We start from the raw sequence: 24,592 nt of genomic DNA, 5'->3' as shown, positions 1-24,592 counted from the left end.
CGCGCGTGCCCCGTTGTGCGCCCGCTGATTCCGCTGTCGGCGATCCCCGCCCGGCGGTTCCCCTCCGGGCGCACGTTGCTCCAATGGACCCGTGCACGACGACTCCGACCTCGTCCTCGCGCGGATCGCGCGCTTCGTCCGTGAGCGCCTCCATCCCGCTCTGTACCGCGCCCGCGTGCCCGTGCGGATCACCGCATGGGAGGCGCCCGGCGAGCCGGTGCCCTTCGCGGAGGCCGCGCGGCAGGAGTTCCGCCCGTTCGCGGTCGGAGCGCCGTGGGGCAGGCCGTGGGGCACCGTCTGGTTCCACGCGGAGGGATCGGTCCCGCCGGAGTGGACGGATCCGGGGACGCGACCCGAGCTCGTCGTCGACCTCGGGTTCGCCGGCGTCCAGCCCGGGTTCCAGGCCGAGGGCCTCGCCTTCACGCCGGACGGCGTCGTGGTCACGGCGGTCGAGCCACGCAACGCCCACGTTCCGCTCCCGGGCGGGCCGGGTTCGCCGGTCGACCTCTACATCGAGGCGGCGTCCAACCCGGGTACCGCGGGCGCCTGGACGTTCGCCCCCACCCCGTTCGGCGACCTCTCGACGGCGGGGTCCGACCCGCTCTACCGGCTCGTGGCGCTGGAGATCGGGCTGCTCGACGTCGGGGTGTGGGAGCTGGTGCAGGACGCCTGGACGCTCAGCGGGCTGGTCGGCGAGCTCCCGGTGGGCCTGCCGCGGCGTGCCGAGGTGCTGCGGGCTCTGGAGCGCACGGTCGACGTGGTGGACCCCGAGGACGTGGCCGGCACGGCGGATCTCGGCCGGGCCGAGCTCGCGGCGACGCTGGCCGCTCCGGCCCACGCCAGCGCACACCGGGTGCACGCGGTGGGGCATGCGCACATCGACTCGGCCTGGCTGTGGCCGGTCCGCGAGACCGTGCGCAAGGTGGCGCGCACCTTCTCCAACGTGCTCGACCTGATGGACCAGGACGACGAGTTCGTGTTCGCGGCCTCGTCGGCGCAGCAGTACGCCTGGCTGCAGGAGCACTACCCGGAGCTGTTCGAGCGGGTCAAGGCCCGGGTGGCCGACGGCCGGTTCGTGCCCGTCGGCGGGATGTGGGTGGAGTCGGACACCAACATGCCGGGCGGCGAGGCGCTGGTGCGTCAGTTCGTCATGGGCAAGCGGTTCTTCCGCGAGGAGCTGGGCGTGGACCCGCTGGAGGTGTGGCTGCCCGACTCCTTCGGCTACTCCGCCGCGCTGCCCCAGATCATCGCCGGGGCAGGCGCCCAGTGGTTCCTCACGCAGAAGATCTCGTGGAACGAGACCAACGTGATGCCGCACCACACCTTCCGCTGGGAGGGCATCGACGGCACGCAGGTCTTCACCCACTTCCCGCCGGTCGACACCTACAACGCCGAGCTGTCGGGCGCCGAGCTGGCCCGCGCCCAGCGCCAGTACGCGGAGCAGGGCCGGGCCAACACCTCGCTGGTGCCGTTCGGCTGGGGTGACGGCGGCGGCGGGCCGACCCGGGAGATGCTGGCCGCGGCCGCCCGGACCCGCGACCTGGAGGGCTCGCCGACCGTCCGGATCACCACGCCTGCCGAGTTCTTCGCGACGGCGCAGGACGAGTACCCGCAGGCACCGGTGTGGTCGGGCGAGCTGTACCTGGAGTTCCACCGCGGCACGTACACCTCGCAGGCCCGCACGAAGCGGGGCAACCGGCGCAGTGAGCACCTGCTGCGCGAGGCCGAGCTGTGGGCCACCACCGCCGCCGTCCGCACCGGGGCCGCCTATCCCGCCGACGTGCTGCAGCGCTGCTGGCACACGGTCCTGCTGCAGCAGTTCCACGACATCCTCCCGGGCACCTCGATCGCCTGGGTGCACCAGGAGGCGGAGCGCAACTACGCGAGGGTCGCCGCGGAGCTGGAGGACGTGATCGCGCGCTCGCTCGCGGCGCTGGCGGGCGAGGGCGAGCGGGAGGTCATGGTCAACGCCGGCCCGTACGCACGCGAGGGTGTCCCGGCCCTCGGCGGGGCCGTGCGCGACGACGAGCAGCCCGGTGGCGACGTCACCGTCACCGAGACCGCCGAGGGTGTGGTGCTGGCCAACGCCGCCGTCCGCGTGGTCGTCGACGGACGGGGCCTGCTCACCTCGGTCCGTGACCTCGTGGCCGACCGGGAGCTCGTCGCCCCCGGCGCCGCGGCGAACCTGCTGCAGCTGCACCGCGACACCCCGACGAAGTGGGACGCCTGGGACATCGACGAGCACTACCGGCGCACCGTGCGCGACCTCGTCGACGTCGACGAGCTGGCGGTGGTGGAGCGAGGCCCGTCCCGGGGCGCGGTGCGCGTCGTCCGGTCGACCGGCTCGTCCACGATCACCCAGGTCGTCACCGTGGCGGCCGGCTCCCCGGACGTCGACATCGTCACCGACGTCGACTGGCACGAGAAGCAGAAGCTGCTGAAGCTCGCGTTCCCGCTCGACGTGCACGCCGACCGGGCCACCTCGGAGATCCAGTTCGGGCACGTGCACCGCTCCACCCACGTCAACACCTCGTGGGACGCGGCGCGGTTCGAGACGGTCGCCCACCGCTGGGTGCACGTCGGCGAGCCGGGCTACGGGGTGGCCGTCGCCAACGACTCCACCTACGGGCACGACACGCTGCGCAGCACCCGGCCGGGCGGCGGCACCACCACGACCGTGCGGCTGTCCCTGCTGCGTGCACCGCTGTTCCCCGACCCCACCGCCGACCAGGGCGAGCACCGGCTCACGGTCGCGCTGCGCGTCGGCTCGACGATCGGGGACGCGGTGGCGGCGGGCTATCGGCTGAACGTGGCGCTGCGGACCGTCCGCGGCGCCCACGACGTCGCCCCGCTGCTCCACGTCGACGACCCCGCCGTCGTCGTCGAGGCGGTGAAGCTCGCCGAGGACGGCAGCGGGGATGTCGTCGTGCGGCTCTACGAGGCGCTCGGGACGCGGGCGAGCGCGCGGATCACGACCGACTTCCGGCACGGGTCGGTCGTGGAGACCGACCTCCTCGAACGCCCGGTGCCCCGGCCGGTGGCGCTCTCGGCGGACGGCGCGCAGCTCACGCTGCGCCCGTTCCAGATCGTCACCCTGCGTTTCGGCAGCGCGTGACCGCTGCCGGGACCGTCCCCCTTGTGGGTTACCTTCTGCGCCGGTAACCGGCAGGACGACCGGTGCACGGCACGGCGATAGGACGAGCGGCGAGATGCGCACGCTGACCAGGATCATGATCGCTGCTCTGGCCGGCGGCCTGTTGCTCGCGCCGCTCGCGCCGAGCGCGCATGCGCAGAGCACCACCGCGCCGTCGGGGCTCGCGCCCACCATGGTCGTGCTCGACGCGTCCGGATCCATGACCGGCGCCGACCCCGCGGGCGGCACGAAGATGGACGCGGCCAAGCGGGCCGTGCACGCACTGGTGGACGCCGCGCCCGCACAGGCGTCGATCGGCCTCGCCGTGTACGGCACGTCCACCGGCAACTCGGCCGCCGAACGCGAGCGGGGCTGCCAGGACATCACCGTGCTGCGTGGCCCCGTCCCCGTCGACAAGGCGGCGCTGGGCTCGGCGGTGGACGGCATCGTCCCGCGCGGGTACACACCCATCGGCCGCTCGCTGCAGGTCGCGGCCGAGCAACTGCCCCCGTCCGGGCCGCGGGCGATCGTGCTCGTCTCCGACGGCGAGGACACCTGCGCGCCGCCCCCGGCCTGCGACGTGGTGCGCACGCTCGCCGGGCAGGGCGTCGACCTCGTCGTGCACGCCGTCGGCTTCGGCGTCGACGACGCCGCCCGCGCCCAGCTGTCCTGCATCGCCCAGACCACCGGTGGCACCTACAGCGACGCCCCGGACGCCGAGGCGCTGCAGCGGATACTCCCCCGGGTCACCGCCGCCGCGATGCGCAACTACGAACCCGCCGGAACACCGATCACCGGTACGCCCACCTCGGATGCGGCGCCCGTCGCCGCCCCGGGCCAGCACCTCGACACCATCGGGCAGCACGAGAAGCGCTACTACGCCGTGGACGTCCCCGACGGCGCCACCGCGTACGTCAGCGCCACCGTCTCCTACCCGCACCTGCGCAGCATCGAGCCGCAGAACGACAACAACGTCCTCCAGTGGCGGACGTACGACGCCGGTGGCGAGGACTGCAACGAGTTCGAGTTCGAGCAGGCCACCAACTCGAGCGACGGGGCCGCGCTCACCGTCTCCACCACCTGGGACGGCGCCACCGAGAAGAAGACCGGCAGCACCAGCGGCGACCGCTGCAAGGGCGGTGGCCGCTACTACTTCGCGCTGCAGTGGGACCGGGTGTCCGACGGCGTTCCCGCGCGGATGCCGGTGGAGCTACTGGTGCAGGTCGAGCCGCCGGTCCTCGACGCCGGGCCCGCCGGTGTCCTGCCGCCCGCCGTGCTCACCGAGCCCACCGGCGCACCTGGCCCAGCGGTCGGCGGCGGCTCCCTCAACGTGGCAGGCACCCTCGACGGGTCCGGGCGCTACACCGACACCTTGCAGCGCGGCGAGTTCGTCTTCTACCGGGTGCACCTGGACTGGGGACAGGCTCTCGCCTACCGCGTCCGGTTCGGGGAGACCCCGTCCCGGGGGGTGGCGGGACTCTCCCTCGCCACGACGCGGCTCTACGCGCCGTCGCGCAAGGAGATCGCGGGGGACTTCTCCATGTACAACGGCTCCGTCTACCACTTCCCGGCCAACCAGCCGGCCTTCAGCACCGTCCCGGTGCGCTACGCCAACCGCACGGCCGAGGACCAGAAGCTCCGCACGCAGAGCGAGGACGGCTGGTACTACATCTCCGTGCAGCTGGGCCCGTCCCGCGAGGACATCGGTCCCGCACCCGTGCCGATCCAGGTGGACCTCTCCGTCACCGGCACACCGGAGGCGGGGCCCCGCTACGCCACCGTCGTCACCCCGCCGTCCGACGGGACACCGGCACCAGGCGCCGGCGCCCCGGAAGCGGCCGCGCAGGGCCACGCCACGACCGTCGCCATGGTCTCGCCCCTCGGCTGGACCGTGACCGGGGCGGTGGCCGTGCTGGTGGTGGCCGTCGCCACGGCACTGGTGGTCCGGGGCCGCCGCCGCGCGCGCTCGGCGAACCGGTAGGCCGTCGCGGGTTCGTCAGTGCCCCCGGAACGCCTCCGCCAGCCACCAGGCGCCCCCGTCGGACGCGATCTTGGCGTCGATCAGCAGCGGCGCGGTGCGCGGGCCGTCCACCCACTCGGCCACGGCCTTGAGGTCGTCCGGCCCGCGGACCGTCACGGCGTCGAAGCCGAACCCGCGTCCGATCGCGGCGATGTCGGTGTCCGGGAACGCGACGGTGGTGTGGTCCTCGCCGGTGAAGTGGTGCACCTCGGCGCCGTAACCGCGGTCGTCGTAGACCACCACGACCATGGCCAGCCCCAGCCGCGCCACCGTCTCCAGCTCCGCCGCCGCCATCAGCACGCCGCCGTCGCCCAGCGCCGCGACGGCGAGCCGGTCCGGGCGGGCGAGCGCGGCGCCGACCGCCGTGGCCAGCCCCAGCCCGATCGACTGGAAGCCCTGCGTGAAGCAGAACCCGTGCTCGTCGGGAACCTGCAGGTAGGCGCTCGGGTAGCCCATGAAGTTCCCGGAGTCCACGGCCACGGTCCGCTCCGCTGGCAACAGCGCGTCGAGCGCGATCGACAACGTGCGGGGATCGATGCCGTCCGGGCCGCTGAGATCGTCGTAGCCGACGGTGTGCCAGCGGCCGTGCTCGGTGATCGCCGCCCGCACCTGGGCGGTGCGGTAACCGCCGCGCTGCTCGCCTGTCAGTGCCAGCACGTCGGAGGCGGTCGTGGCGACGTCGCCGAGCACGCCGAGGTCCACCGGCCGGTTCGCGCCGATCGCGTCGGCCTCGAGGTCCACCTGCACCACCCGGGCGCCCGGCCCGATCAGCGCGCCGTGGCGCATGGTCCACATGTTGAGCGTGCAGCCCCACCCGATCACGAGGTCGGCACCCGTGATCAGCTCGGCGGCCAGGGGCGAGGCGAACCCGCCGGAGATCCCCAGCGACCAGGGCTCGTCGTGGAACAGCCCGTTGGCCACGGCGGACGTGGCCAGCAGCGCGCCGGACCGCTCGGCCAGCGCCCGCAGCTCCTCCCGCGCTCCGCGCGCACCCCGACCGGCCACGAACACCGGGCGCTGGGCCGCCGCCAGCAGCGCCGCGAGCTCCGCCACCGCCGTCGCCGACGGGCGCACCGGCACGAGCGCAGGAAGCACCGGGACCTGCCACTGCTGCGGCGCCTCGGCGGCCTGCACGTCGAGGGGCAGGTTGAGCACCACCGTGCGCCGCTGCTCCACGGCCGTCCGGTAGGCCCGCACGGTGTCGGCGACCGCCGACGACGGCGAGTGCACGCGTTCCGCCACCGCTCCGACGGCGCCGACCAGCGCGTCCTGGTCGATCCGGAAGTTCGACCGCACCGCAGCGCCGCCCGTGTCCGCCGCGAGCACGAGCATCGGGGTGCGGCTCTTCGCCGCCTCCGTGATCCCGGTCATCGCGTTGGTGAGCCCGCAGCCCTGGTGCACCGACAGCACGCCGACCCGCCCGCTCGTGCGGCTGTACGCGTCGGCCATGGTGGCGGCACCGCCCTCGTGCCGCGCCGCGACGAACGGGACGCCGCCTGCCCGCAGCGCGTTGGTCACGTGGAAGTTCCCGCTGCCCACCACGCCGAAGGCCTGCCCGACCCCCAGCTCTGCCAGCACGCCTCCGACCAGTTCCGCCACGGTGACCGGCCCGACCTCCCCGGCCGTCACGACTCCACCAACGCCAGCACCCGCGCGGGGCTGCCCGACCCCCCGACGATCGGGAGCGGGCCCGCGATCACCACCGCGCCGGTGGCGGGCAGCCGGGCCAGGTTCTGCAGCTGGGTGAGCCCGTACTTGCCCGCGCCGAGCAGGAAGGAGTGGCACGGGAACGGCGGGTCGAACGAGTGCGCCCCACCCGCGTCCGTACCGACGGTCTCGACGCCGAGCCCCAGCACCGGGGCCTCCTCGGCGAGCCACTTCGCACACTCGACGGAGATGCCCGGCGTGTGCGGTCCGGTGTCGTCGGCGTTGAGGAACGCGGCCGCGGACTCGCTGCGGGCGTCCCAGCCCGTCCGGTAGAGCAGCCAGCCGCCCTCCGGGAGCGACCCGTGCTCGGCCTCCCAGGCCCGGATGTGGTCCACCTCGAGCAGGAAGTCCGGGTCCTTCGCACTCTCCGCGGAGAAGTCCAGCACCACGGCCGGGGCGAGCAGCCGGGCCGGCGGCACCTGCGCGACGTCCTCCCCGTCCTTCCCGGAGATCCAGTGCACCGGCGCGTCGAAGTGCGTGCCGGAGTGCTCGGACGTCTGGATGTCGTTCCAGTACCAGGCCGGGCCACGCTCGTCGTAGCGGCTGATCTCGGTGAGCGCGAACGGCGACGCGTTGGCGAACGGGGGTGGTAGCTGGAGGATCGGCGTTCCGCTGTGCAGCGGCGCGGTGAGGTCGACGACCTCGATGGTGCGGGCGCGCAGCGCGTCCAGCAGATCCTGCAGCACCGGCATGGTGAGGCTCCTCGGAAGTCGTTGATCGGCGGGCCTGGTCCTCCCGCTGATCCTTGCGCATGACCGCATGCCCGGCCCAGTAGCTCGCCATACACGATCACCGGCGCGGTGAATCAGCGGTGCTGGCGCCGATGCGCCCGGAAGATCGACGAAGTTGCGGTACGCAATGTCGCGGCCTCCCGAACCCTCTGAATCGGCGCTTCCGTGCGTATTGGATTCACACTTCCGCAAATGGGCGCCCTCGCGCACTACCCGCGGGAGGTCGCGCGCTTCGCGCAGCAGGCGGAGCAGCGGGGAGCGGACAGCCTGTGGGTGGGCGACCGGCTGCTCGCCCCGGTGCACCCGTCCGTCGGCTACGGCGGTGGCAGCACGATTCCCGTCGCCTTCCACTCTGTGGACCACGTTTTCGTGGACCTGATGGAGATCGCGGAGAACATCGACCAGGCCCTCGACGTCGTCGGCCGCGTCCTGGAGCAGTCGCGCGACCGCTGAAGGGTGGCCGGCTTCGCTCAGCCGACCAGCAGGCGCTCCAGTACCTCGCGGCACACGCGCCACGCGTCGCTTGCCGGGTCGACCAGCGTCATGTGGTCCACACCCGGCAACGTGACGAGTTCGGCCCCGGCTCCCGCCGCCGCGACGAACCGCTCGCTCTGCCGGATCGGCACGTTGACGTCCTCCGTGCCGTGCACGCACACCACGTGCGCGGCGATCGGCAGGAGGGCGATGGGCGACGCGAGCGCGTAACGGTCCGGGACGGCGGACGGTGGCCCGCCCACCAGGCGCTCCACCGCGCCCCCGCCGACCCCGCGCTCCGCGGCGTCGACGAGGTCCAGCACGCCGGCCTGGCTCACCACGCCACGCAGCCGCACCGCGGGGGTCGCGCCGGGCGCGCCCGCGGGCAGGCCGGGGCGGGCGGCGAGCCACGCCGCGAGGTGCCCACCGGCGGAGTGGCCGACCGCGACCACCCGGTCCAGCGGCAGCACGCCACCCACTGCGTCCTGCACGGGGCCGGCCAGCAGGTCCACCGCGGCGGCGACGTCGTCGAACGTGCCCGTCCAGCCGCCACCCGCGGCGGCGGGGTCGGGGGCGCTGCCGTCGTCGGGCGGCACCCGCCGGTACTCGATGTTCCAGGCCGCGAGGCCGGCCCGGGCGAGGTCGGCGGCCAACGGCCTGCCCAGCTCGAGGCCGTACGCCTGCCGCCAGAACCCGCCGTGCACGACGACGACGAGCCCGCGCACGGGCGCTCCGCCCGCAGGCAGGGTGAGCTCGCCGAACTGGCTCGGGTGGCTGCCGTAGTCGAAACGCCGAAGGGACACGAGGGGGATCATGACACGATCCGGACGCCAGGTTGCCACGTCGCGGCGGACGTGGGGGGACACCCACCGCGACGTGGCTCCGCCGGCAGAGGGGAACTCTCCGGCGGCCCCGTGAACGCGGACGCTCACGGCCCGGCCCGGCCCTGTCAACGACCGGATCGCTCCGACACTAATGCCGCGGGAGCGTGACGGAGGCGTACCTCACCCGGATGACGAGCGAGTCCGGCCAGCCGGACGATGGCGGGCGCACCGTCCCTACCCCGGATGACACGCTCGATAGCAGTGCTATCAGGAGCTCAGCGCCAGCGGTCGGTGAGCACGCCGAGTGCCCCGAGGGCCACGGTCGCCGCCGTGGACGCCCGCAGCACCTCCCGGCCCAGCCGCACGGGCCGCGCACCCGCTGCCGTGAGGGCCTCGATCTCGGCATCGCTGACTCCGCCTTCGGGGCCGACCACGAGCAGCAGGTCCCCGGCCGCCGGCAGCTCACCGGTGAGCTCCGCGAGCCGCGCGGCCGCCCCTTCGTGCAGCACCAGAGCCCCGGCGGCGCCGGCCACGCGGCGCGCCAACGCCTCCGTCGTCACGGGCTCCTCCACGACCGGCAGCCACGGGCGTCGCGCCTGCTTGGCGGCCTCGCGGACCGTGCTGCGCCATCGGGCCAACGCCTTCTCCCCGCGCGGGCCGTCGTCCCACCGCGCCACGCACCGCGCCGCCCGCCACGGCAGGATCACGTCCACCCCGGCCTCGGTGGCCATCTCGACGGCCAGCTCTCCCCGGTCGCCCTTCACCAGCGCCTGCGCGAGCACCACGCGCGGGGCAGGCGGAGCGACGGTGTCACGCTCGCCGACCGCAAGCTCCACCGTGTCCCGGCCGGTTGCGGTGACCACCGCCTGTGCGAGCCCACCGCGGCCGTCGGCCAGCAGCACGTGCTCCCCCGCGCGCAGCCGCTTCACCGTGGCGGCGTGGCGGCCCTCCGGCCCGTCGAGGAGCGCGTGGTCCCCGGCCGGCAGGGCGTCGACGAGGAACAGGGGTGCGGTGCTCACGAGCGCCCACCCCGTTGCAGCAAAGCCACTTTCACGCAACGAGATGGCATGAAAGTGGCTTTGCTGCAATCAGCGGACGCACGGTCAGCGGCCGAACGAGTCGCGCAGGCGGGAGAAGATGCCGTGCCCGTTGCGGTTGCCCGCCGCGAGGTCGGGCTGCTCCTCCCCGCGCAGCTCGGCGAGCTGGCGCAGCAGTTCGGTCTGCTTGGCGTCGAGCTTCGTGGGGACGGCGACGTCGACGTGCACCATGAGGTCACCGTGCCCGTCCACCCGGCCAGAGGACCGCAGCCGTGGCATTCCCTTGCCTCGCAGCGTGCGCACCGTGCCTGCCTGTGTGCCCGGCTCCACGTGGAGCTCCTCGAGACCGTCGAGGGTGGGCAGCGGCAGGGTGGTGCCCAGCGCGGCTGCGGTCATCGGCAGCTCCACGGTGCAGTGCAGGTCGGCGCCGTCGCGGGTGAACAGCTCGTGCGCCTCCTCCTCGACCTCCACGTACAGGTCACCGGCCGGGCCGCCGCCGGGGCCGACCTCGCCCTGCCCGGCCAGCCGGACGCGCATGCCGTCGGCCACGCCCGGCGGGATCCGCACGGCGACGGAGCGCCGCGAGCGGACCCGCCCATCGCCGCCACACTGCCGGCAGGGCTCCGGGATGACCTCGCCGAAGCCGCGGCAGTTGGGGCACGGCCGGGACGTGACGACCTGGCCGAGGAACGAGCGCTGCACGCTCTGCACCTCGCCGCGGCCGTTGCAGATGTCGCACATCGTGGGCGCACTGCCGGGCGCGCAACCCGAGCCGGTGCACTCGGAGCAGAGCACGGCGGTGTCGACGGCGAGGTCGCGCGTGATGCCGGTGGCGCACTCCTCCAGCGTGAGGTGCATCCGGATCAGTGCGTCGGCTCCCGGCTGCACCCGGCTGCGCGGGCCGCGCCCGCGGCCGCCTGCCTGGCCGCCGAAGAAGGCATCCATGATGTCGCCGAAGCCGAAGGCGCTGAACGGGTCGCCGCCACCGCGTCCACCCGCCCCGCCGCCGTTGCCCAGCGGGTCGCCGCCGAGGTCGACGATCCGGCGCTTCTCCGGGTCGGACAGCACCTCGTACGCCGCGCTGACCTCGGCGAACCGCTCCTGCGCCGCCGCGTCGGGGTTGACGTCGGGATGCAGCTCGCGCGCGAGCCTGCGGTAGGCCCGCTTGATGTCGTCGGGCCCGGCGTCGCTGTCGACACCCAGGATCCCGTAGTAGTCCCGTGCCACCCTGGCGTTCCCCATGGTCCTTCTCGCTCAGCCGTTCATGAACTCGTGCCGGATCGATAATGCCGCGTCAGCGCCCTGCCAGGATCTCACCCACGTAGCGGGCGACCGCATGGACCGCCGCGATCGAGCCGGGGTAGTCCATGCGGGTGGGTCCCACCACGCCCATACCGCCCAGCACGGTGCCGGGCCCGTAACCGATCGACAAGACCGACGTGTCGCGCATCTCCTCGGCCTCGTTCTCCTCACCGATCCGGATGGTGACGGTGCCGGGGTCCTGTGCGGAGGCGAGCAGCTTGAGGACGATCACCTGTTCCTCGAGCGCTTCCAGCACCTGCCGCAGGGAGCCCGGGAAGTCGGCCACGTTGCGCGTGAGGTTGGCAGTGCCTCCGAGCAGCAGCCGCTCCTCGGGGTGCTCGACGAGGGTCTCGATGAGCACGGTGGAGATCGTGATGGCCACCTCCCGCAGCTCGTGCGGGACGGAGTCGGGCAGGTCGGCAACCGCCACCGACGCGGCCGCGAGCCTGCGGCCCGCGAGTGCCCCGTTGACCAGGGAGCGCAGCTGGGCGACCTCGTCGTCGGAGAGCACCTCGCCGAGATCGACGACCCGCTGGTCGACGCGCCCGCTGTCGGTGATGACCACGAGCATCAGCCGGGCCGGGGTGAGCGCCACGATCTCGCAGTGGCGCACGGTGGAACGGGTGAGCGTGGGGTACTGCACGACAGCCACCTGGCGGGTGAGCTGCGCGAGCAGCCGGACGCTGCGCCGCAGCACGTCGTCGAGGTCGACGGCCCCGTCGAGGAACGCCTGCAGAGCGCGCCGCTCGGCCGCCGACAGGGGCTTGACCTGGGCCAGCCGGTCGACGAACAGGCGGTAGCCCTTGTCGGTGGGCACCCGGCCCGCGCTGGTGTGCGGCTGCGCGATGAGACCGTCCTCCTCGAGGACGGCCATGTCGTTGCGGACAGTGGCGCTCGAGACGCCCAGGTTGTGGCGCTCGACGATCATCTTCGAGCCCACCGGCTCGTGGGTCGCGACGTAGTCGGCGACGATTGCACGCAGGACCGCGAAGCGGCGCTCGTCGGCGTTCACGCGGCGTTCCTCCCCCGTCGTGGTGTTCCCACCAGTCTAGGTGTTCTCCACGGGAGGAGCCCGTCGTCGTCTCTCCGCTTGTGGCGGACAGGCGCTCCGGAGGAGAACGGGAGGCGATCACGCGCCTCAGCTACCTGCTGAACCCGCGTCGGTGGCCCCGGCCAGTGACGGCGTCGTGACGAGTGGCGCCCCGCGCCCCGCGACGATCGCGCTGGTCACCTCCTCGACGGTCTTGCCCCTCGTCTCGAAGGTGCCCACCAGCGCGACGAGGCCGGCGATGATCGAGATGACGCCGAAGAGCAGGAAGAAGGCGTACCCCGAGGTGTGCATGGCCAGCACGAAGCCGACGAGTGCCGGCATCACGAGGCCGCCCACCTTCTGCCAGGCGGCGGCCCAGCCGATCCCGGTGCCGCGGCTCGCCGTGGGGTACAGCTCGCTGGCGTAGGCGAAGAGCGTGGCCCCGCCCAGCCCGCTGCCGAAGAAGGTGGCGGCCGAGCCGAGCACCACCACGGCGACGGCGGCGGACGTGGTGCCCCACACCAGGCAGAGCAGGCCGCTGGCCAGGAACGACACGCCGAGCACCACGCGGCGCCCGATCCGGTTGATCAGCTGGCCCGCGAGGACGGCGCCCACCACGCCGACCGAGGTGATGATCGCGGTGTAGCCGAAGCTCTTGAGCAGGCCGGCGCCCTGGCCTTCGAGCACGGAGGGCAGCCAACTCGAGAGGCCGTAGAGGAAGGCACCTGCGCACACCTCCATGAGCCAGATGGCGATCGTGAAGCGGAGGTAGGGCCGGGCCACCAGGGTCTGCAGCGATCCGCCGGAGTGGGTCGGGGCACCGTCGACAGCGGCGGGCTCTCCCGGGGCGCCGGGCGTTCCCGGGCAGAGCGAGTCGACGATCTTCCTCGCGTCGTGCACACGGCCGCGGCGGAGCAGGTAGCGCACCGACTCGGGCAGCCACGCCAGCATGAACAGGCTGACGAGGACGGGCACCGTCCCCACCACGAACATGGCCCGCCACGACAGCGCCGGCACGATCAGCGCACCGATCGCCGCGGCGACGGGCAGGCCGATGAGCCACGCGGAGGTCGCCATGGTGACCATCGGGCCGCGGTGGCGGGTGGGGGCGAACTCGGCGATGTAGGGCAGCACCACCGCGATCTCCGCGCCCAGTCCGACGCCCTGCAGCGCCCGGAAGACCAGCAGCGAGGGGTAGCTCCACGCGAAGACGGCGGCGAGGCTGAACACCGCGAAGACCAGGAGGCACAGTGCCAGCGGGATCCGGCGGCCGAACCTGTCGGAGACGGTGCCCGCGATCGCCGCACCCACCAGCATTCCCGCGAACAGCACCGAGGAGTAGAAGCCCGCCTGCTCACTGCCGAGATGGAACGTGCCGACGATTCCGGGGAGGGTCACCCCGGTGACGTTGATGAGGAAACCGTCCAGGAAATGCCCGGCCAGTACCGTCAGATAGATCCGCAGATGGCGCGCGGTGAATCCCGAGTCGTCCAGCCGGCCGAGGAGCGGGCTGGCACCGGGCGCGGTCGCCGGGTAATGGGGCATGAGAGGACCACCTCCTTGTGGCTCGAGAACTGGAGATTCGCGGGGCGCCGCCGTTGTCGGGCGCGCCCGTCGCGATTACCGGTCGTCCAGGTTGCCCTGGATGTCGAAGTAGATCCGGCGGAGCGCGGCGAGGAGCGGGGAGCGCATCTCCGGCGGCAGTCCGGTCGTGAGCTCGGCGGCGAACTTCTCCAGCGCCCGCCGGGCGGCGTCCCGGGCGCTCAGGCCCAGTGGCGTGAGATCGAGCCGCATGGTGCGGCGACTGGTGTCGGAGGTGCCGCGGGAGAGGAATCCGCGGGTGACCATCTTGTCGACGCTCTCCGACATCGTGGACGGGTTGCGGTGCGCGAGTTTGCACAGTGCCGTGAGCGAGGTGTGCCCGCTCCCGACCCTGGACAGGATCCGGTACTGCCGAATGGTGAGGGGTTGGTCCAGTCCGGCGAGAATTTCGGTCTGCAGCCTGGTGAGCCGGCCGCCGAGGGCCAGGAGCACTTCTCCGATACCCGCGTCGGGGCCGATCTCGTCGAAGGTCTCGGTGTCGTCATTGATCACTTTGGTATCCGCACTGTCCGGTGCCCGAAATGATGTCCGACGGTGAGCGTACTGGTGTGACCGGCTTCTCGGAAGAGCTTGATCAGAGAAACCGTAAATGACCAAAGAGAACAATCCGACCATATTTCATGAATTCCGCTAACCGCTCCGCGGCGGGATTGGACGGCCGACGCCGCGACGGGGACGCGACGCCTGGTCACGCTCGGGTTGCGGCTCCGGACGGAGCGGAACCCGGGGACCCTGGTGATCGTTTGGAGCAGCGTGAGTGATCATCCGTTTCGCGAACTTCGCGAAGACCGACCGGGAGCGGCGCGCTGATGGGCCTGTTCGACAAGCTGAAGGAGCGCTTCGCTCCCTCCTCGCACACCGCGCCTCACCACACCGGGTCGTCCCACACCGGCTCCCGGCACCCGGCCTCCCCTGAGCGCGACCCCGACGAGGTCGCCGTCGAGCGATACCGGTACATGCTGAAGACGGCACCTCCCGAGACGATCGAACAGGCCCACGCCGAGGCCTTTGCCAAGCTCACGCCCGAGCAGCGGCAGCAGGTTCTCGCCGAGATGAGCACCTCCGTGCCCGAGTCCGAGCGGGCCCGCTCCACCGACCCGCGCGACATGGCGCGGATGGCCACCCGTGCGGAGATGCGCCACCCCGGCACGATGGAGCGCAGCCTCGGCGGCCGGCAGGGCCCGGGGATGGGCAGCATGATCGCCGGCACACTGCTGGCGAGCGTGGCGGGCGCCTTCATCGGCACCGCGATCGCCGATGCACTGTTCGACGACGACATGTTCGAAGGCGACGAGCCCGACGGCGGCGAGGAGATGGCCGCGCCCGAGCCGGCCGAGGACTTCGGCGGCGACTTCGGCGGCGAGGAGTTCTGAGGCGTGCGCGGTGACGGGCGCCCACACCCGTCACCGCGCACGGACCCGGGTGTGCTGAGGTGTCGATCATGGCGAGGCAGAACCACCCACAGCCCGATCGAGGCCCGGGCACGACCACTCCGATACCACTGAGGATGCGGCTCGTCAGCGCACTCGTCCACCGGACGCCCTCGGTCTCGACGATGACGCCCGAACGGCTCGTCAGCATCCAGGCGACGCCGGCTCCGGCCCTGCTCGCCGGCCGGATCCGGCGCGGTGTGCAGGTGCGTCAACAGCAGGTCCCGGGGCCGGACGGCGAGATCACGGTCCGCGTCCACGTGCCGAGCAGATCGGGACGGGACGGGCTGCGGCCGCTGGTGCTGCAGTTCCACGGCGGCGGGTGGGTGTTCGGCACCGCACAGGGCACCGACTGGATGTGCAGCACCGTCGCGCACGACGTCGACGCGGTGGTGGTCTCGGTGGACTACCGCCTGGCTCCGGTACATCCCTTCCCGGCCGGGCTCGAGGACTGCTACGCCGCACTGCTGTGGGCGGCCGAGAACGCCGCTGTGCTCGGGGCCGACGCCACCCGGATCGGCGTGATGGGAGAGAGCGCGGGCGGCAACCTCGCGGCCGTGACGGCCCTGCTCGCCCGCGAACGCTCCGGACCGGCCATCCGGCACCAGGCCCTGCTGTACCCGGCGACGGACGGCTCGATGTCGACCGACTCCTACCGCGTCAACAGCGAGGCACCGATCGTCACCGCAGAGAACATGAAGGACTTCTACCGCTACTACCTGGGCGGCGCCGACCCGCTCGACCCGCGGGTGTCCCCCCTGCACGCAGCCAGCCACGCCGGGCTGCCCCCGGCGACCATCGCGGTGGCCGCGCACGACCCGTTGCGCGACGACGGGGTGCTCTATGCGCGGGCACTTCAGGCAGCCGGGGTGCCGGTCACGCTCGAGGAGTACCCCGCGATGCCGCACGGCTTCGCGAACTTCCCCTACTTCAACCGGGAGTCCCGGCGTGCGCTGAACGCGGTCACCCGGGACCAGAGAGCCTCCTTCGCCTGAGCGCTCGTGCACGGTCGGAGGAGTGCCGACGCACGCGCGGAGCTGGGACGATGCGTACGTGCTGATCCGGCAGCCCATCCTGGAGGCCATCGCGGCAGGCGCCGTCACGATGGTGTTCCGGCGCTGGGACCGGCCCCGCGTGCGCCCTGGCGGCACGCAGCGCACCTCGGTCGGCGTGCTGGAGTTCACCGCCGTCGAGCCGGTCGACCTCGCCGCTCTCACATCGGAGGACGCCCGCGCCGCCGGTTTCGCCGACCTCGCCGCGCTGCGGAAGGCGCAGGAGCGCGACGGGCAGCTCTACCGGATCCGGGTGCGACCGGCCGGCCCGGATCCGCGGGTGGCTCTGCGGGCGCAGGCCACGCTGAGCGCCCAGGAACGCGCGGACCTGGCCCTGCGCCTCGACCGGTTGGACCGGGCGTCGCGGCACGGTCCGTGGACCGCCGTGGTACTGGACCTGATCGCCGTCCACCCCGGCACCCGCGCGCCCGAGCTCGCCGAACGGCTGGGCCGGGAGACGCTGCCGTTCAAGCGTGACGTGCGCAAGCTCAAGGAGCTGGGGCTGACCGAGAGCCTGCCGGTCGGCTACCGGCTCTCTCCGCGCGGGCAGGCGTTCCTCCTGGGCTGACCGCGAGGGGTCCTCACCCCGGGGTCACCTCGGCGATGGCAGTGTGGCGTCACGTGGCCGCGCAACGCTTCAGCCGGCGCTGGCTCCTCGTCGCCGCCGGTGCCGCAGGTCTGGTCGCGGCCGGCGCGGTCCCGTGGCCGGCGGGCGCGGTCGACGTCGACGCCACCGCCCTGCGCAGCCGGATCCTCGGCAGCGTCCCTCCCCACGTCGGCTACGCCGAGAGCACGGGCAGACTCGGTCTGCCCCAGATCCCCCAGCTGGAGTCGGCGATCGCGCTGTTCACCTCCACCACGCGCATTCGGGCGTTCGTCGCCGGCACCGACCGCTGGCGCATCGATCAGCTGACGCCTGCCGGGGAACGCGACACCTACCGCCTCGACGGGGTGGAGTACGTCTGGGACTTCGGGGGCGACCAGCTCACCCGGGTGGCCGGGGAGGCACCGATCCGGCTGCCCCGCGCCGCTGACCTGCTCCCGCCCGAGCTCGCCCGGCGGCTGCTGCGCCTCGCCCCGGCCGATCCCGTCACCACGCTCCCGGCCAGGCGCATCGCCGGCCGGACCGCCGCGGGGCTGCGGCTCACGCCGTCCGACCCGGCCACCACCATCGGCACCGTGGACATCTGGGCCGACCCGGCCACCGCGTTGCCGCTGCGGGTGGAGGTCGCCCCGCACGCCGGGCCACCCCTGCTCACCAGCGAGCTGCTCGAGGTGGATGACCGCACCCCCGACCCCGCGGAGCTCACCCCGGCCGTCCCGCCAGGGGCGTCGTCGGTGTCCACGTCGGCGGCCGACGTCAGCGGTGCCCTGCGCCAGCTCGACGCGCCACCGCCGCCCGCGCAGCTCGCGGGCCGCACCCGGATGCCGCTGTCCGGCACGCCGGACGCCCGCCTGCCCGGCGTGGGGATCTACGGGACGGGGCTCGCGGCGTTCGCGCTCATCCCCGCGACGGCCGACCTCGCCGGTCGCGTGGTGGACAACGCGGCCGTGGCGGGCGGGACCACGGTGGAGGTGCCGTCCGGTCGCGCGGTCCGGCTGGCCACCCCGCTGGTGTCGGTGGCGGCCCGGACCAGCAGGCGCAGTGGCGTGCTGCTGATCGGGACGGTCGTGCCCGAGTTGCTGGAGCAGGCGGTCCGTGAGCTCCCCGCACGGCGGAGGCGGGCATGACGACCGGTGACGTGATCCGCACGACCGGGCTCACCAAGCGGTTCGGCCGTGTCAGGGCCGTCGACGGGGTGGACCTGCGGGTGCCGGCCGGCGCGCGGTTCGGGCTGCTCGGCCCCAACGGTTCGGGCAAGACCACTCTCGTGCGGATGCTGCTCGGCCTGGTGCACCCCACGTCGGGCTCGGCCGAGGTGCTGGGGCACGCGATGCCCCGTCACGCCGCCACCGTGCTCCCCCGCGTCGGAGCGCTCGTCGAGAACCCCGCCGCGTGGCCGCACCTGTCCGGACGGACCAACCTCCGGTTGCTGGACGCCGCGGGACGCGGAGGCAGGCGCCGCGGCCGGCGTGGCAGGGTGGAGGACGCGCTGGCGCGGGTCGGGCTCGGCGGCATCGACCGCAGGCCGGTGCGGGCCTACTCCCTGGGCATGCGGCAGCGGCTGGGGATCGCGGCGGCGCTGCTGCGCGGCCCCGAGTTGCTGCTGCTCGACGAACCGACCAACGGCCTCGACCCGCGCGGCATCGGCGAGATGCGGGACCTGTTGGTGGCGCTGAACGAGGGCGGGACGACGGTGGTGCTGTCCAGCCACCTGCTCACCGAGGTCGAGGCGCTGTGCACCCGCGTCGGCGTGATGGACGCGGGACGGCTAGTGCTGACCGAGGACCTCGACGCGCTGCGCGTCCCGACCGGCCGGGTGCTGCTGCGCACCCCGGACCCGACCGCCGTGATCGGGCTGCTCGACGGGCAGGTGGTGGAGCGCACCGGGAACGTGCTGGTCGTCCGGGAGGACGACCCGGCCGCGCTCAACACGCGCCTGGTGAGCGCCGGGATCCATGTCACCGAACTGGCTCCGCAGCGCCGCACCCTGGAACAGGTGGTGCTGGGGCTGACGGGGTCGGGTTCGGACCGGATGGACGGGAGGGCGCGGTGATCGGCGTCGAGCTGGGGTTGATGCTGCGCCGCCGCCGGGTGTGGCTGTGCTGGGTGCTGCTCTGCGCGCTGCCCGCGCTCGTGGCGGTACTGCTCGCCACCACCCGGCTGGCCCCGGCGCCCGGCCAGGGCCCGGCGTTCCTCTCGGCCGTCGTCAGCAACGGCCAGCTGTTCCCGGCGGCCGCGCTGGCCCTGGTGCTCCCCGTGTTCCTGCCGATCACGGTGGCCGTGGTGGCAGGCGACGCCGTCGCGGGCGAGGCGAGCAGCGGGATGCTGCGCTACCTGCTGGTCCGTCCGGTCGGCCGCCTGCGGCTGCTGGTGGCCAAGCTCGTGTCGACGGCGGCGTTCGTGCTGATCGCCGTGGCACTCGTGACGCTCACCAGCTACGTCGTCGGCGTGGCGGCGTTCGGGTTCGGTCCCGGGGCCGCGCTCGGCGGCGCAGGCGGCATCACGTCGCTGTCCGGGGCGGTGATCACCCCGGGCGAGCTGGCCGTCCGCACCGCGGCCGTCGTCGGGTACCTGGCGCTCTGCATGCTCGCGCTGGGGGCGATCGGTCTGTTCTTCTCCACGCTCACCGACTCCCCGCTCGCCGCCGCGCTGGGGGTGCTCGCCGTGGTCGTCACCAGCGCGTCGCTGCTTCCCCTGGACGCCGCCGCCGCGCTGCGGTTCTACCTCCCGACCACGCACTGGCTGGCCTGGATCGACCTCTACCGCGTCCCGATCCTGTGGACCGCCGTCCGGCAGGGCGCGGAGGTCCAGGCGGCCTACGTGCTCGTGGCGTTCGGAGCAGCGTGGGCCAACTTCGCCACGAAGGACGTCACCAGCTGACCCGTCCGGGCCTAACCTTTCGCGATGGCGACGCTCGAGTTCGACGAGGAGGGCGCCCGCCGCGTCGAACGGACCTACGCGACGCCTGACGTCGTGGCACAGCGGGCGCAGGTGCTCGCGCTGCTCGCACCCCAACCCGGTGAGCGGGTGCTCGACATCGGGTCCGGGCCGGGCTACCTGGCGGTGTCGCTGGCCGACGCCGTCGGCCCCACGGGCAGCGTGTTCGGGCTGGATCCGAGCCCGGCGATGAACGCGATCGCCCGGGCCCGCATCGCCACCAGGCCCTGGATCCGCATCGAGGACGGCGACGCGGTGGCCCTGCCCTACCCGGCTTCGTCGTTCGACGTCGCCGTCGCCACGCAGGTGTACGAGTACGTGCCCGACATGCCCCGGGCGCTGGCCGAACTGCGGCGGGTGCTGCGGGCGGGCGGGCGGACACTGGTCCTGGACACCGACTGGGACTCGCTCGTGTGGCACACCGCCGACCGGGAACTGCACCGGCGGGTCATCGCGGCATGGGAGGAGCACGTCGTCCATCCGCACCTGCCGTGCCTGCTGGCGGGCCTGCTGCGCCGCGCCGGCTTCACCGTGCCCGAGCAGCGTGTGGTGGTGCTGTTCAACCCCCAGCTGCACGCGCAGACGTTCAGCGCCAACATGATGGAGCTGATCGCGGAGTTCGCCGTCGGCCGTCAGGGCGTCACCGCCGAGGATGCCGCGACCTGGCTCGGCGACCTGCGCGCTCGCGCCGACGAGGGCGACTACCTCTTCAGCCTCACCCGGTACGTCTTCCTCGCGACCGCCGCCTGACGTCATGAGGTGGCGGGCACCGGTCGCCGGTCCCCGGCGGGTGGCACCCGGCGCGCGGCCCGCCGGTTCCGGGTCCGGTTCAGCCAGTACTCGGCGATCAGCAGGTTCACCACCCAGCTCAGCCACATGGACACCCCGGCGGCCTGGGCCAGCGCTGCCGGGTCGAAGGGGCCACCGCTCATCACCTCGGGGGCGAACACCGCGATGCAGAGCATGCTCCACGGCCGGTTCATGACGATCGAGAACGTCAGGGCGACGCTGCGCACCATCCACTCGCGGTGCTGGTCGAACCGCCGGGCCCGGGCGGCGCGGTAGCCGGCCACCGCCGTACCCAGCCAGAGCAGCGCCAGCATGGTGTTCCCGACCTGACCGGTGGCGCCGCCCGTGGTGGCGAAGGGAGCGATGGCCAGCACGGCCACCCCGCCGGGCAGGACACCCAGAGCGAGGTAGGCGCGGCCGCTCCAGCGGTGGACGGCGGGATGCGTCCGCCGCAGCCACGGCCAGACCTGCAGCACCGCCGTCAGCAGGGCGATCGAGCCGAACCCGATGTGCGTCACCAGCGCGGGATAGAACCACGGGACGTCCTCGGGCACGGCCAGCCGCGCCTGGGCGGGATCGAGCCCGAGGTAGGGCGGGAGCGCGATGGCGAGGAAGGCGATCGTCAGCACGCCCAACGGCAGGGCGAGCGTCCGGACGTGGCGGGCGACGGGGGTGCTGGATGACACCGGGAACCTCCGGGATCGGGCGGGTGTGATCACCCTCGCCCGGACCGACCCTCCCGACATGCCGCTGCGCCACCGTCTGGGCGGTAGGGCGACCCCTACCGCCGGCAGCGGCGGCGTGCCTGGATCAGTCGTTCTTCCTGCGGAGTGCCCGGAGCTGCGTCCGTAGGTCCTCGAGGTCCCACCGGAACTGTCCACCAGGGGTCTCGATCGTCGGGGTCAGCCGCCCCTCGCGCGCCCACCGGGACAGGGACCGCTCAGCCAGCCCGAGAGCATCGGCAGCCTGCTTCGTCGAGAGCAGTCGTTCCGCCGCCATGGCCGGACGCTACGTCGTGCGAGTTGGCCGATGCAGCCGCAATGGCGAGCACGGCCGAAACGGCGAACTAGGCAAATATGGCGAGAATGGCCTATCTTGGGACCGTGGCGATGTGGATGGCGGAGCTACCCGACGGCCGGCAGGTGATCGGTGAGGCAGCGGACGAGGCGGAGGCGCGGCGGATGATCGAGCGGGAGCAGGGCCGAGCGTCGGTGTCGTGGCATCCGGAGCGGCAGCGGTGGCGATGGACGCTGGTCGTCGACGGTGGCAAGACGCACCACGGCTGGGCGGAGTCGCGTCCGGCGGCGCTACTGGCCATCGCGCTGGCGAAGAGCCCTCGCGCGGTTCCGCACCGGATGATCGGCGGCCGGCTCCGGTGGTCACTGCCGGCGGACGAGTGATCTCCCGGCCGACCGGAGGCGGCTCAGCCCGCTCCCGCGGCGCGCAACGAGGCGCAGTCCCCGCCCGCGGGCAACGCGCCCCGGGAGATCGCCCCCAGCACGAGCCCGGTGACGGCGGCATCGGTCGGTAGCTGGGAGTGGCTGACCTGCGCGCCGGGGCAGACCGACTGGACCGGCACGTTCACCGCGCCCGCGAGCCGCGCCGAGTCCGGCGGGGTGACGGTTTCGTCGTCGACGGTCCAGATCGAGAGCCACGGCAGGGCGGCACCGACGTTCGCCCCGGCCAGTTCGGAGAGGTCGGCGCTGCCCGGTGCCAACTGCCGGCACGCCTCCGGGCAGGCGTCCGGCGCGCCCGCCGCCGCGGCCGCAGCGAGCGTCGTGCCGGCCAGGGGCGCGCCGAGCGTGACCACCCGGCGCGCCTTCGCGGCGCCGTCGTCGCGGGCGACCCAGAGGCCGGTGACCACGCCCCCCGCCGAGTACCCGATCACGTCGACCGAGGGCGCGCCCGCTGCAAGCTCCGCGTCGACGGCGCGGTCGAGCACGTCGACCTGTGCCGACAGGTCCCCCGTGCCGTCGCCGACGAGGGTGAGCACCTGGGCGGTGCGGCCGGTGGCCTCGATCCGCCCGGCGAGAGTGAGCAGGCTGTCGCGGGACCCGCCGTAGCCGGGCACGAGCAGCACCGGGCCGAGCCGGTCCTGGGACGGCCGCGCCGCGGGGTCGACGGCCTGGCCGCGCCCGCCGGCCAGCCGCACCCCGACAACCACGCCGAGCACCACCACGAGTACCCCGACCACCGCCACCAGCAGCCGCCGACGAGGGCTCACGACCGAGAGCCCCCGCCGACAGGCGACTCGCGCACGAAAAAGGGGCGACTCGCGCACGGCAAGGGACCCCCCCGCGAGTCGCCCGTTCCGGGAGCGCGAGTCGCCCCCGTCCCAACCACCCGCGAGTCGCCCGTTCCGGGAGCGCGAGTCGCCCGGTTCACGCGCGCGAGTCGCCCGGGCCGCACCCGCACTCCACCCGCCCCGGCCGCGTCCTCGCAGAGCCGCCGTGCTCCTCGCAGACCCCACAGACCCTGCGACGAGCACACCCGGTCTGCGAGGACACCCGACGACCCGCGAGTCGCCCGATTCACGCGCATGAGTCGACCGGCCCGGGGTGACCGGTCCCGCGGTGCAGGGTCACGCCGGGGCTCCTGCGAGCAGGCTCCCGATCACCCCGTCGGCGAGGAGACGGCCGCGGCGGGTCAGCACCGCGCGGCCCGTGGCGAGAGCAGTGGGATCGAGCAGGCCGTCCTCGGCGGCACGGGCGGCCGCGGTGCGGCCCTCGCCGTCGAGCAGGTCGAGCGGGAGCCCCACAGCCAGGCGTAGCTGCAGCATCACGCGTTCCATGTGGCGCTCGGACTCCGCCAGCACCTCGCGGCCCGCCTCCGGCCGCGTCCCTTCGGACAGCAGCGTGGCGTACCGCGCCGGGTGCTTGACGTTCCACCACCGCTCGCCGGCCAGGTGCGAGTGCGCCCCCGGCCCGAGCCCCCACCAGTCCCCGTCGAGCCAGTACCCGAGGTTGTGGCGGCAGACCGCAGGCTCCGACGCGGCCCAGTTCGACACCTCGTACCAGTGCAGCCCGGCAGCCGCCAGGCGGTCGTCGATCAGCTCGTAGCGGGCAGCGGCCACGTCGTCGTCGGGGGCGGGCAGCTCGCCGCGCGCCACCCGACGGGCCAGCGCCGTGCCGTCCTCGACGATGAGCGCGTAGGCCGACACGTGGTCCACACCCGCCGCGAGCACCGCGTCGAGCGAGGCCCGCAGGTCGTCGTCGGTCTCGCCCGGCGTGGCGTAGATGAGGTCGAGGTTGACGTGCGCGATCCCGGCGGCCCTCGCCTCCCCCGCGGCGGCGACCGCCCGGCCGGGGGTGTGCCGGCGATCGAGCACCCGCAGCACGTGCGGCGCGGCCGACTGCATGCCCAGCGACACCCGGGTGAACCCGGCCTCCGCGAGGCCCGCGAAGAACTCCGGCGACGTCGACTCGGGGTTGGACTCGGTGGTCACCTCGGCGCCGGGGGCGAGCCCGAACGTCTGCCGGACGGCGGCGAGCACCTGGCCGAGCCGCTCGGCCCCGAGCAGCGACGGTGTGCCGCCGCCCACGAACACGGTGTCGACCGGTCGCGTTCCTACCGTCCGGGCGGCGAGTTCCAGCTCGCGCCGCACCGCGTCGAACCAGCCGTCCGGCGACGCCCCGGAGCCCGCCAGCTCGGACGGTGTGTAGGTGTTGAAGTCGCAGTAACCGCACCTGGACGCACAGAACGGCACATGGACATAGATGCCGAACGGCGACTGGGGGGACACGACATCCCAGTCTGCCACTCGCGCCCCCGACCACGAGTTCGCCCGGTACGTCCGCGGGCCGCGGAGAAGGGCGACTCGCGCACACGAGACGGGCGACTCGCGGACGAAAAGGGGGCGACTCGCGCACGCGGAAACGGCGACTCGCGGAGCGGGGGGGCGGGTGGGGGGCGGGCGGGGG

The 24,592-nt window shown here is 73.5% G+C and carries 23 protein-coding genes; 11 read left to right on the top strand and 12 right to left on the bottom strand.

The window, feature by feature from the left end; translation table 11 throughout:
• Nucleotides 1-91 precede the first annotated feature (91 nt).
• Nucleotides 92-3,115 (top strand): alpha-mannosidase, encoded by a 3,024-nt coding sequence (locus AC5L35_RS33245; protein ID WP_495063713.1) that lies wholly within the window; start codon nt 92-94, stop codon nt 3,113-3,115.
• Nucleotides 3,116-3,209: 94 nt separating this feature from the next.
• Nucleotides 3,210-5,114, top strand: a complete 1,905-nt coding sequence (locus AC5L35_RS33240) for a vWA domain-containing protein (RefSeq protein WP_495063712.1) — start codon at nt 3,210-3,212, stop codon at nt 5,112-5,114.
• Nucleotides 5,115-5,129: 15 nt separating this feature from the next.
• Here the strand turns inward: AC5L35_RS33240 and AC5L35_RS33235 are convergent, their stop codons facing one another.
• Together AC5L35_RS33235 and AC5L35_RS33230 are read right to left on the bottom strand one after the other, a co-directional pair.
• A complete protein-coding gene (locus AC5L35_RS33235) occupies nt 5,130-6,782 on the bottom strand; it encodes a thiamine pyrophosphate-binding protein (RefSeq protein WP_495063711.1) in 1,653 nt (550 codons plus the stop codon).
• On the bottom strand, nt 6,779-7,552 hold the full coding sequence (locus AC5L35_RS33230; protein ID WP_495063710.1) for a cyclase family protein: 774 nt from the start codon (nt 7,550-7,552) through the stop codon (nt 6,779-6,781). The genes AC5L35_RS33235 and AC5L35_RS33230 overlap by 4 nt, the downstream gene beginning before the upstream one ends.
• A 231-nt stretch (nt 7,553-7,783) precedes the next feature.
• Between AC5L35_RS33230 and AC5L35_RS33225 the strand changes: the two genes are divergently transcribed.
• Nucleotides 7,784-8,044: a hypothetical protein gene (locus AC5L35_RS33225; RefSeq protein WP_495063709.1), complete on the top strand. Its 261-nt coding sequence runs from the start codon at nt 7,784-7,786 to the stop codon at nt 8,042-8,044.
• Between the two features lie 17 nt (nt 8,045-8,061).
• Here the strand turns inward: AC5L35_RS33225 and AC5L35_RS33220 are convergent, their stop codons facing one another.
• The 6 genes from AC5L35_RS33220 to AC5L35_RS33195 form a co-directional block, all read right to left on the bottom strand.
• Nucleotides 8,062-8,868 carry an alpha/beta hydrolase family protein gene (locus AC5L35_RS33220; protein WP_495063708.1) on the bottom strand — a complete coding sequence of 269 codons (807 nt, stop codon included), beginning with the start codon at nt 8,866-8,868 and terminating at the stop codon, nt 8,062-8,064.
• 296 nt (nt 8,869-9,164) lie between these two features.
• Nucleotides 9,165-9,908 carry a 16S rRNA (uracil(1498)-N(3))-methyltransferase gene (locus tag AC5L35_RS33215; RefSeq protein WP_495063707.1) on the bottom strand — a complete coding sequence of 248 codons (744 nt, stop codon included), beginning with the start codon at nt 9,906-9,908 and terminating at the stop codon, nt 9,165-9,167.
• A gap of 84 nt (nt 9,909-9,992) precedes the next feature.
• On the bottom strand, nt 9,993-11,153 hold the full coding sequence (gene dnaJ, locus AC5L35_RS33210) for a molecular chaperone DnaJ (protein WP_495063791.1): 1,161 nt from the start codon (nt 11,151-11,153) through the stop codon (nt 9,993-9,995).
• 67 nt (nt 11,154-11,220) lie between these two features.
• Nucleotides 11,221-12,240, bottom strand: a complete 1,020-nt coding sequence (hrcA, locus tag AC5L35_RS33205) for a heat-inducible transcriptional repressor HrcA (RefSeq protein WP_495063706.1) — start codon at nt 12,238-12,240, stop codon at nt 11,221-11,223.
• 126 nt (nt 12,241-12,366) lie between these two features.
• A complete protein-coding gene (locus AC5L35_RS33200) occupies nt 12,367-13,803 on the bottom strand; it encodes an MFS transporter (RefSeq protein ID WP_495063705.1) in 1,437 nt (478 codons plus the stop codon).
• A 75-nt stretch (nt 13,804-13,878) separates the two neighbouring features.
• Complete coding sequence (locus AC5L35_RS33195; RefSeq protein ID WP_495063704.1) at nt 13,879-14,352, bottom strand: MarR family winged helix-turn-helix transcriptional regulator; 474 nt, start codon at nt 14,350-14,352, stop codon at nt 13,879-13,881.
• A 317-nt stretch (nt 14,353-14,669) separates the two neighbouring features.
• On the opposite strand from AC5L35_RS33195, the gene AC5L35_RS33190 reads away from it, so the two are divergent.
• The 7 genes from AC5L35_RS33190 (at nt 14,670) to AC5L35_RS33160 (ending at nt 20,633) form a co-directional block, all read left to right on the top strand.
• Entirely contained in the window at nt 14,670-15,233 is a 564-nt protein-coding gene (locus tag AC5L35_RS33190; protein WP_495063703.1) for a hypothetical protein, read from the top strand.
• 182 nt (nt 15,234-15,415) lie between these two features.
• The gene (locus AC5L35_RS33185) at nt 15,416-16,285 is read left to right on the top strand and encodes an alpha/beta hydrolase (RefSeq protein WP_495063702.1); all 870 of its coding nucleotides are present in this window, start codon (nt 15,416-15,418) and stop codon (nt 16,283-16,285) included.
• Nucleotides 16,286-16,307: 22 nt separating this feature from the next.
• Nucleotides 16,308-16,910, top strand: a complete 603-nt coding sequence (locus AC5L35_RS33180; protein WP_495063701.1) for an ASCH domain-containing protein — start codon at nt 16,308-16,310, stop codon at nt 16,908-16,910.
• Between the two features lie 53 nt (nt 16,911-16,963).
• Nucleotides 16,964-18,073, top strand: a complete 1,110-nt coding sequence (locus tag AC5L35_RS33175; protein WP_495063700.1) for a hypothetical protein — start codon at nt 16,964-16,966, stop codon at nt 18,071-18,073.
• Nucleotides 18,070-18,999, top strand: coding sequence for an ABC transporter ATP-binding protein (locus AC5L35_RS33170; RefSeq protein WP_495063699.1), 930 nt, complete (start codon nt 18,070-18,072; stop codon nt 18,997-18,999). The genes AC5L35_RS33175 and AC5L35_RS33170 overlap by 4 nt, the downstream gene beginning before the upstream one ends.
• A complete protein-coding gene (locus AC5L35_RS33165) occupies nt 18,996-19,826 on the top strand; it encodes an ABC transporter permease (protein ID WP_495063698.1) in 831 nt (276 codons plus the stop codon). Before AC5L35_RS33170 ends, AC5L35_RS33165 begins: the two co-directional genes overlap by 4 nt.
• A gap of 24 nt (nt 19,827-19,850) precedes the next feature.
• Nucleotides 19,851-20,633, top strand: coding sequence for a methyltransferase domain-containing protein (locus AC5L35_RS33160; RefSeq protein ID WP_495063697.1), 783 nt, complete (start codon nt 19,851-19,853; stop codon nt 20,631-20,633).
• Between the two features lie 2 nt (nt 20,634-20,635).
• Here AC5L35_RS33160 and AC5L35_RS33155 read toward each other — a convergent pair whose 3' ends face one another.
• Both AC5L35_RS33155 and AC5L35_RS33150 read right to left on the bottom strand, forming a co-directional pair.
• Nucleotides 20,636-21,358, bottom strand: a complete 723-nt coding sequence (locus tag AC5L35_RS33155; protein WP_495063696.1) for a DUF2306 domain-containing protein — start codon at nt 21,356-21,358, stop codon at nt 20,636-20,638.
• 124 nt (nt 21,359-21,482) lie between these two features.
• Nucleotides 21,483-21,671, bottom strand: a complete 189-nt coding sequence (locus AC5L35_RS33150) for a helix-turn-helix domain-containing protein (RefSeq protein WP_495063695.1) — start codon at nt 21,669-21,671, stop codon at nt 21,483-21,485.
• 86 nt (nt 21,672-21,757) lie between these two features.
• Here AC5L35_RS33150 and AC5L35_RS33145 point away from each other — a divergent pair, with 86 nt between their 5' ends.
• The gene (locus AC5L35_RS33145) at nt 21,758-22,072 is read left to right on the top strand and encodes a hypothetical protein (protein ID WP_495063694.1); all 315 of its coding nucleotides are present in this window, start codon (nt 21,758-21,760) and stop codon (nt 22,070-22,072) included.
• 23 nt (nt 22,073-22,095) lie between these two features.
• Here the strand turns inward: AC5L35_RS33145 and AC5L35_RS33140 are convergent, their stop codons facing one another.
• Both AC5L35_RS33140 and hemW read right to left on the bottom strand, forming a co-directional pair.
• A complete protein-coding gene (locus AC5L35_RS33140; protein WP_495063693.1) occupies nt 22,096-22,896 on the bottom strand; it encodes an esterase/lipase family protein in 801 nt (266 codons plus the stop codon).
• A 357-nt stretch (nt 22,897-23,253) separates the two neighbouring features.
• Complete coding sequence (hemW, locus tag AC5L35_RS33135; RefSeq protein ID WP_495063692.1) at nt 23,254-24,414, bottom strand: radical SAM family heme chaperone HemW; 1,161 nt, start codon at nt 24,412-24,414, stop codon at nt 23,254-23,256.
• Nucleotides 24,415-24,592 lie beyond the last annotated feature (178 nt).

The sequence above is a fragment of the Pseudonocardia sp. OZ21 genome, assembly GCF_059359135.1.
This window is presented reverse-complemented; position numbering and strand designations above follow the sequence as displayed.

Bases quoted from the DNA above. Each gene is read 5' to 3' on its own strand.
- AC5L35_RS33240 (WP_495063712.1), top strand. From the start codon at position 3,210: ATGCGCACGCTGACCAGGATCATGATCGCTGCTCTGGCCGGCGGCCTG.
- AC5L35_RS33230 (WP_495063710.1), bottom strand. From the start codon at position 7,552: ATGCCGGTGCTGCAGGATCTGCTGGACGCGCTGCGCGCCCGCACCATC.
- AC5L35_RS33225 (WP_495063709.1), top strand. From the start codon at position 7,784: ATGGGCGCCCTCGCGCACTACCCGCGGGAGGTCGCGCGCTTCGCGCAG.
- AC5L35_RS33200 (WP_495063705.1), bottom strand. From the start codon at position 13,803: ATGCCCCATTACCCGGCGACCGCGCCCGGTGCCAGCCCGCTCCTCGGC.
- AC5L35_RS33190 (WP_495063703.1), top strand. From the start codon at position 14,670: ATGGGCCTGTTCGACAAGCTGAAGGAGCGCTTCGCTCCCTCCTCGCAC.
- AC5L35_RS33185 (WP_495063702.1), top strand. From the start codon at position 15,416: ATGACGCCCGAACGGCTCGTCAGCATCCAGGCGACGCCGGCTCCGGCC.
- AC5L35_RS33170 (WP_495063699.1), top strand. From the start codon at position 18,070: ATGACGACCGGTGACGTGATCCGCACGACCGGGCTCACCAAGCGGTTC.
- AC5L35_RS33160 (WP_495063697.1), top strand. From the start codon at position 19,851: ATGGCGACGCTCGAGTTCGACGAGGAGGGCGCCCGCCGCGTCGAACGG.
- AC5L35_RS33150 (WP_495063695.1), bottom strand. From the start codon at position 21,671: ATGGCGGCGGAACGACTGCTCTCGACGAAGCAGGCTGCCGATGCTCTC.
- AC5L35_RS33145 (WP_495063694.1), top strand. From the start codon at position 21,758: ATGGCCTATCTTGGGACCGTGGCGATGTGGATGGCGGAGCTACCCGAC.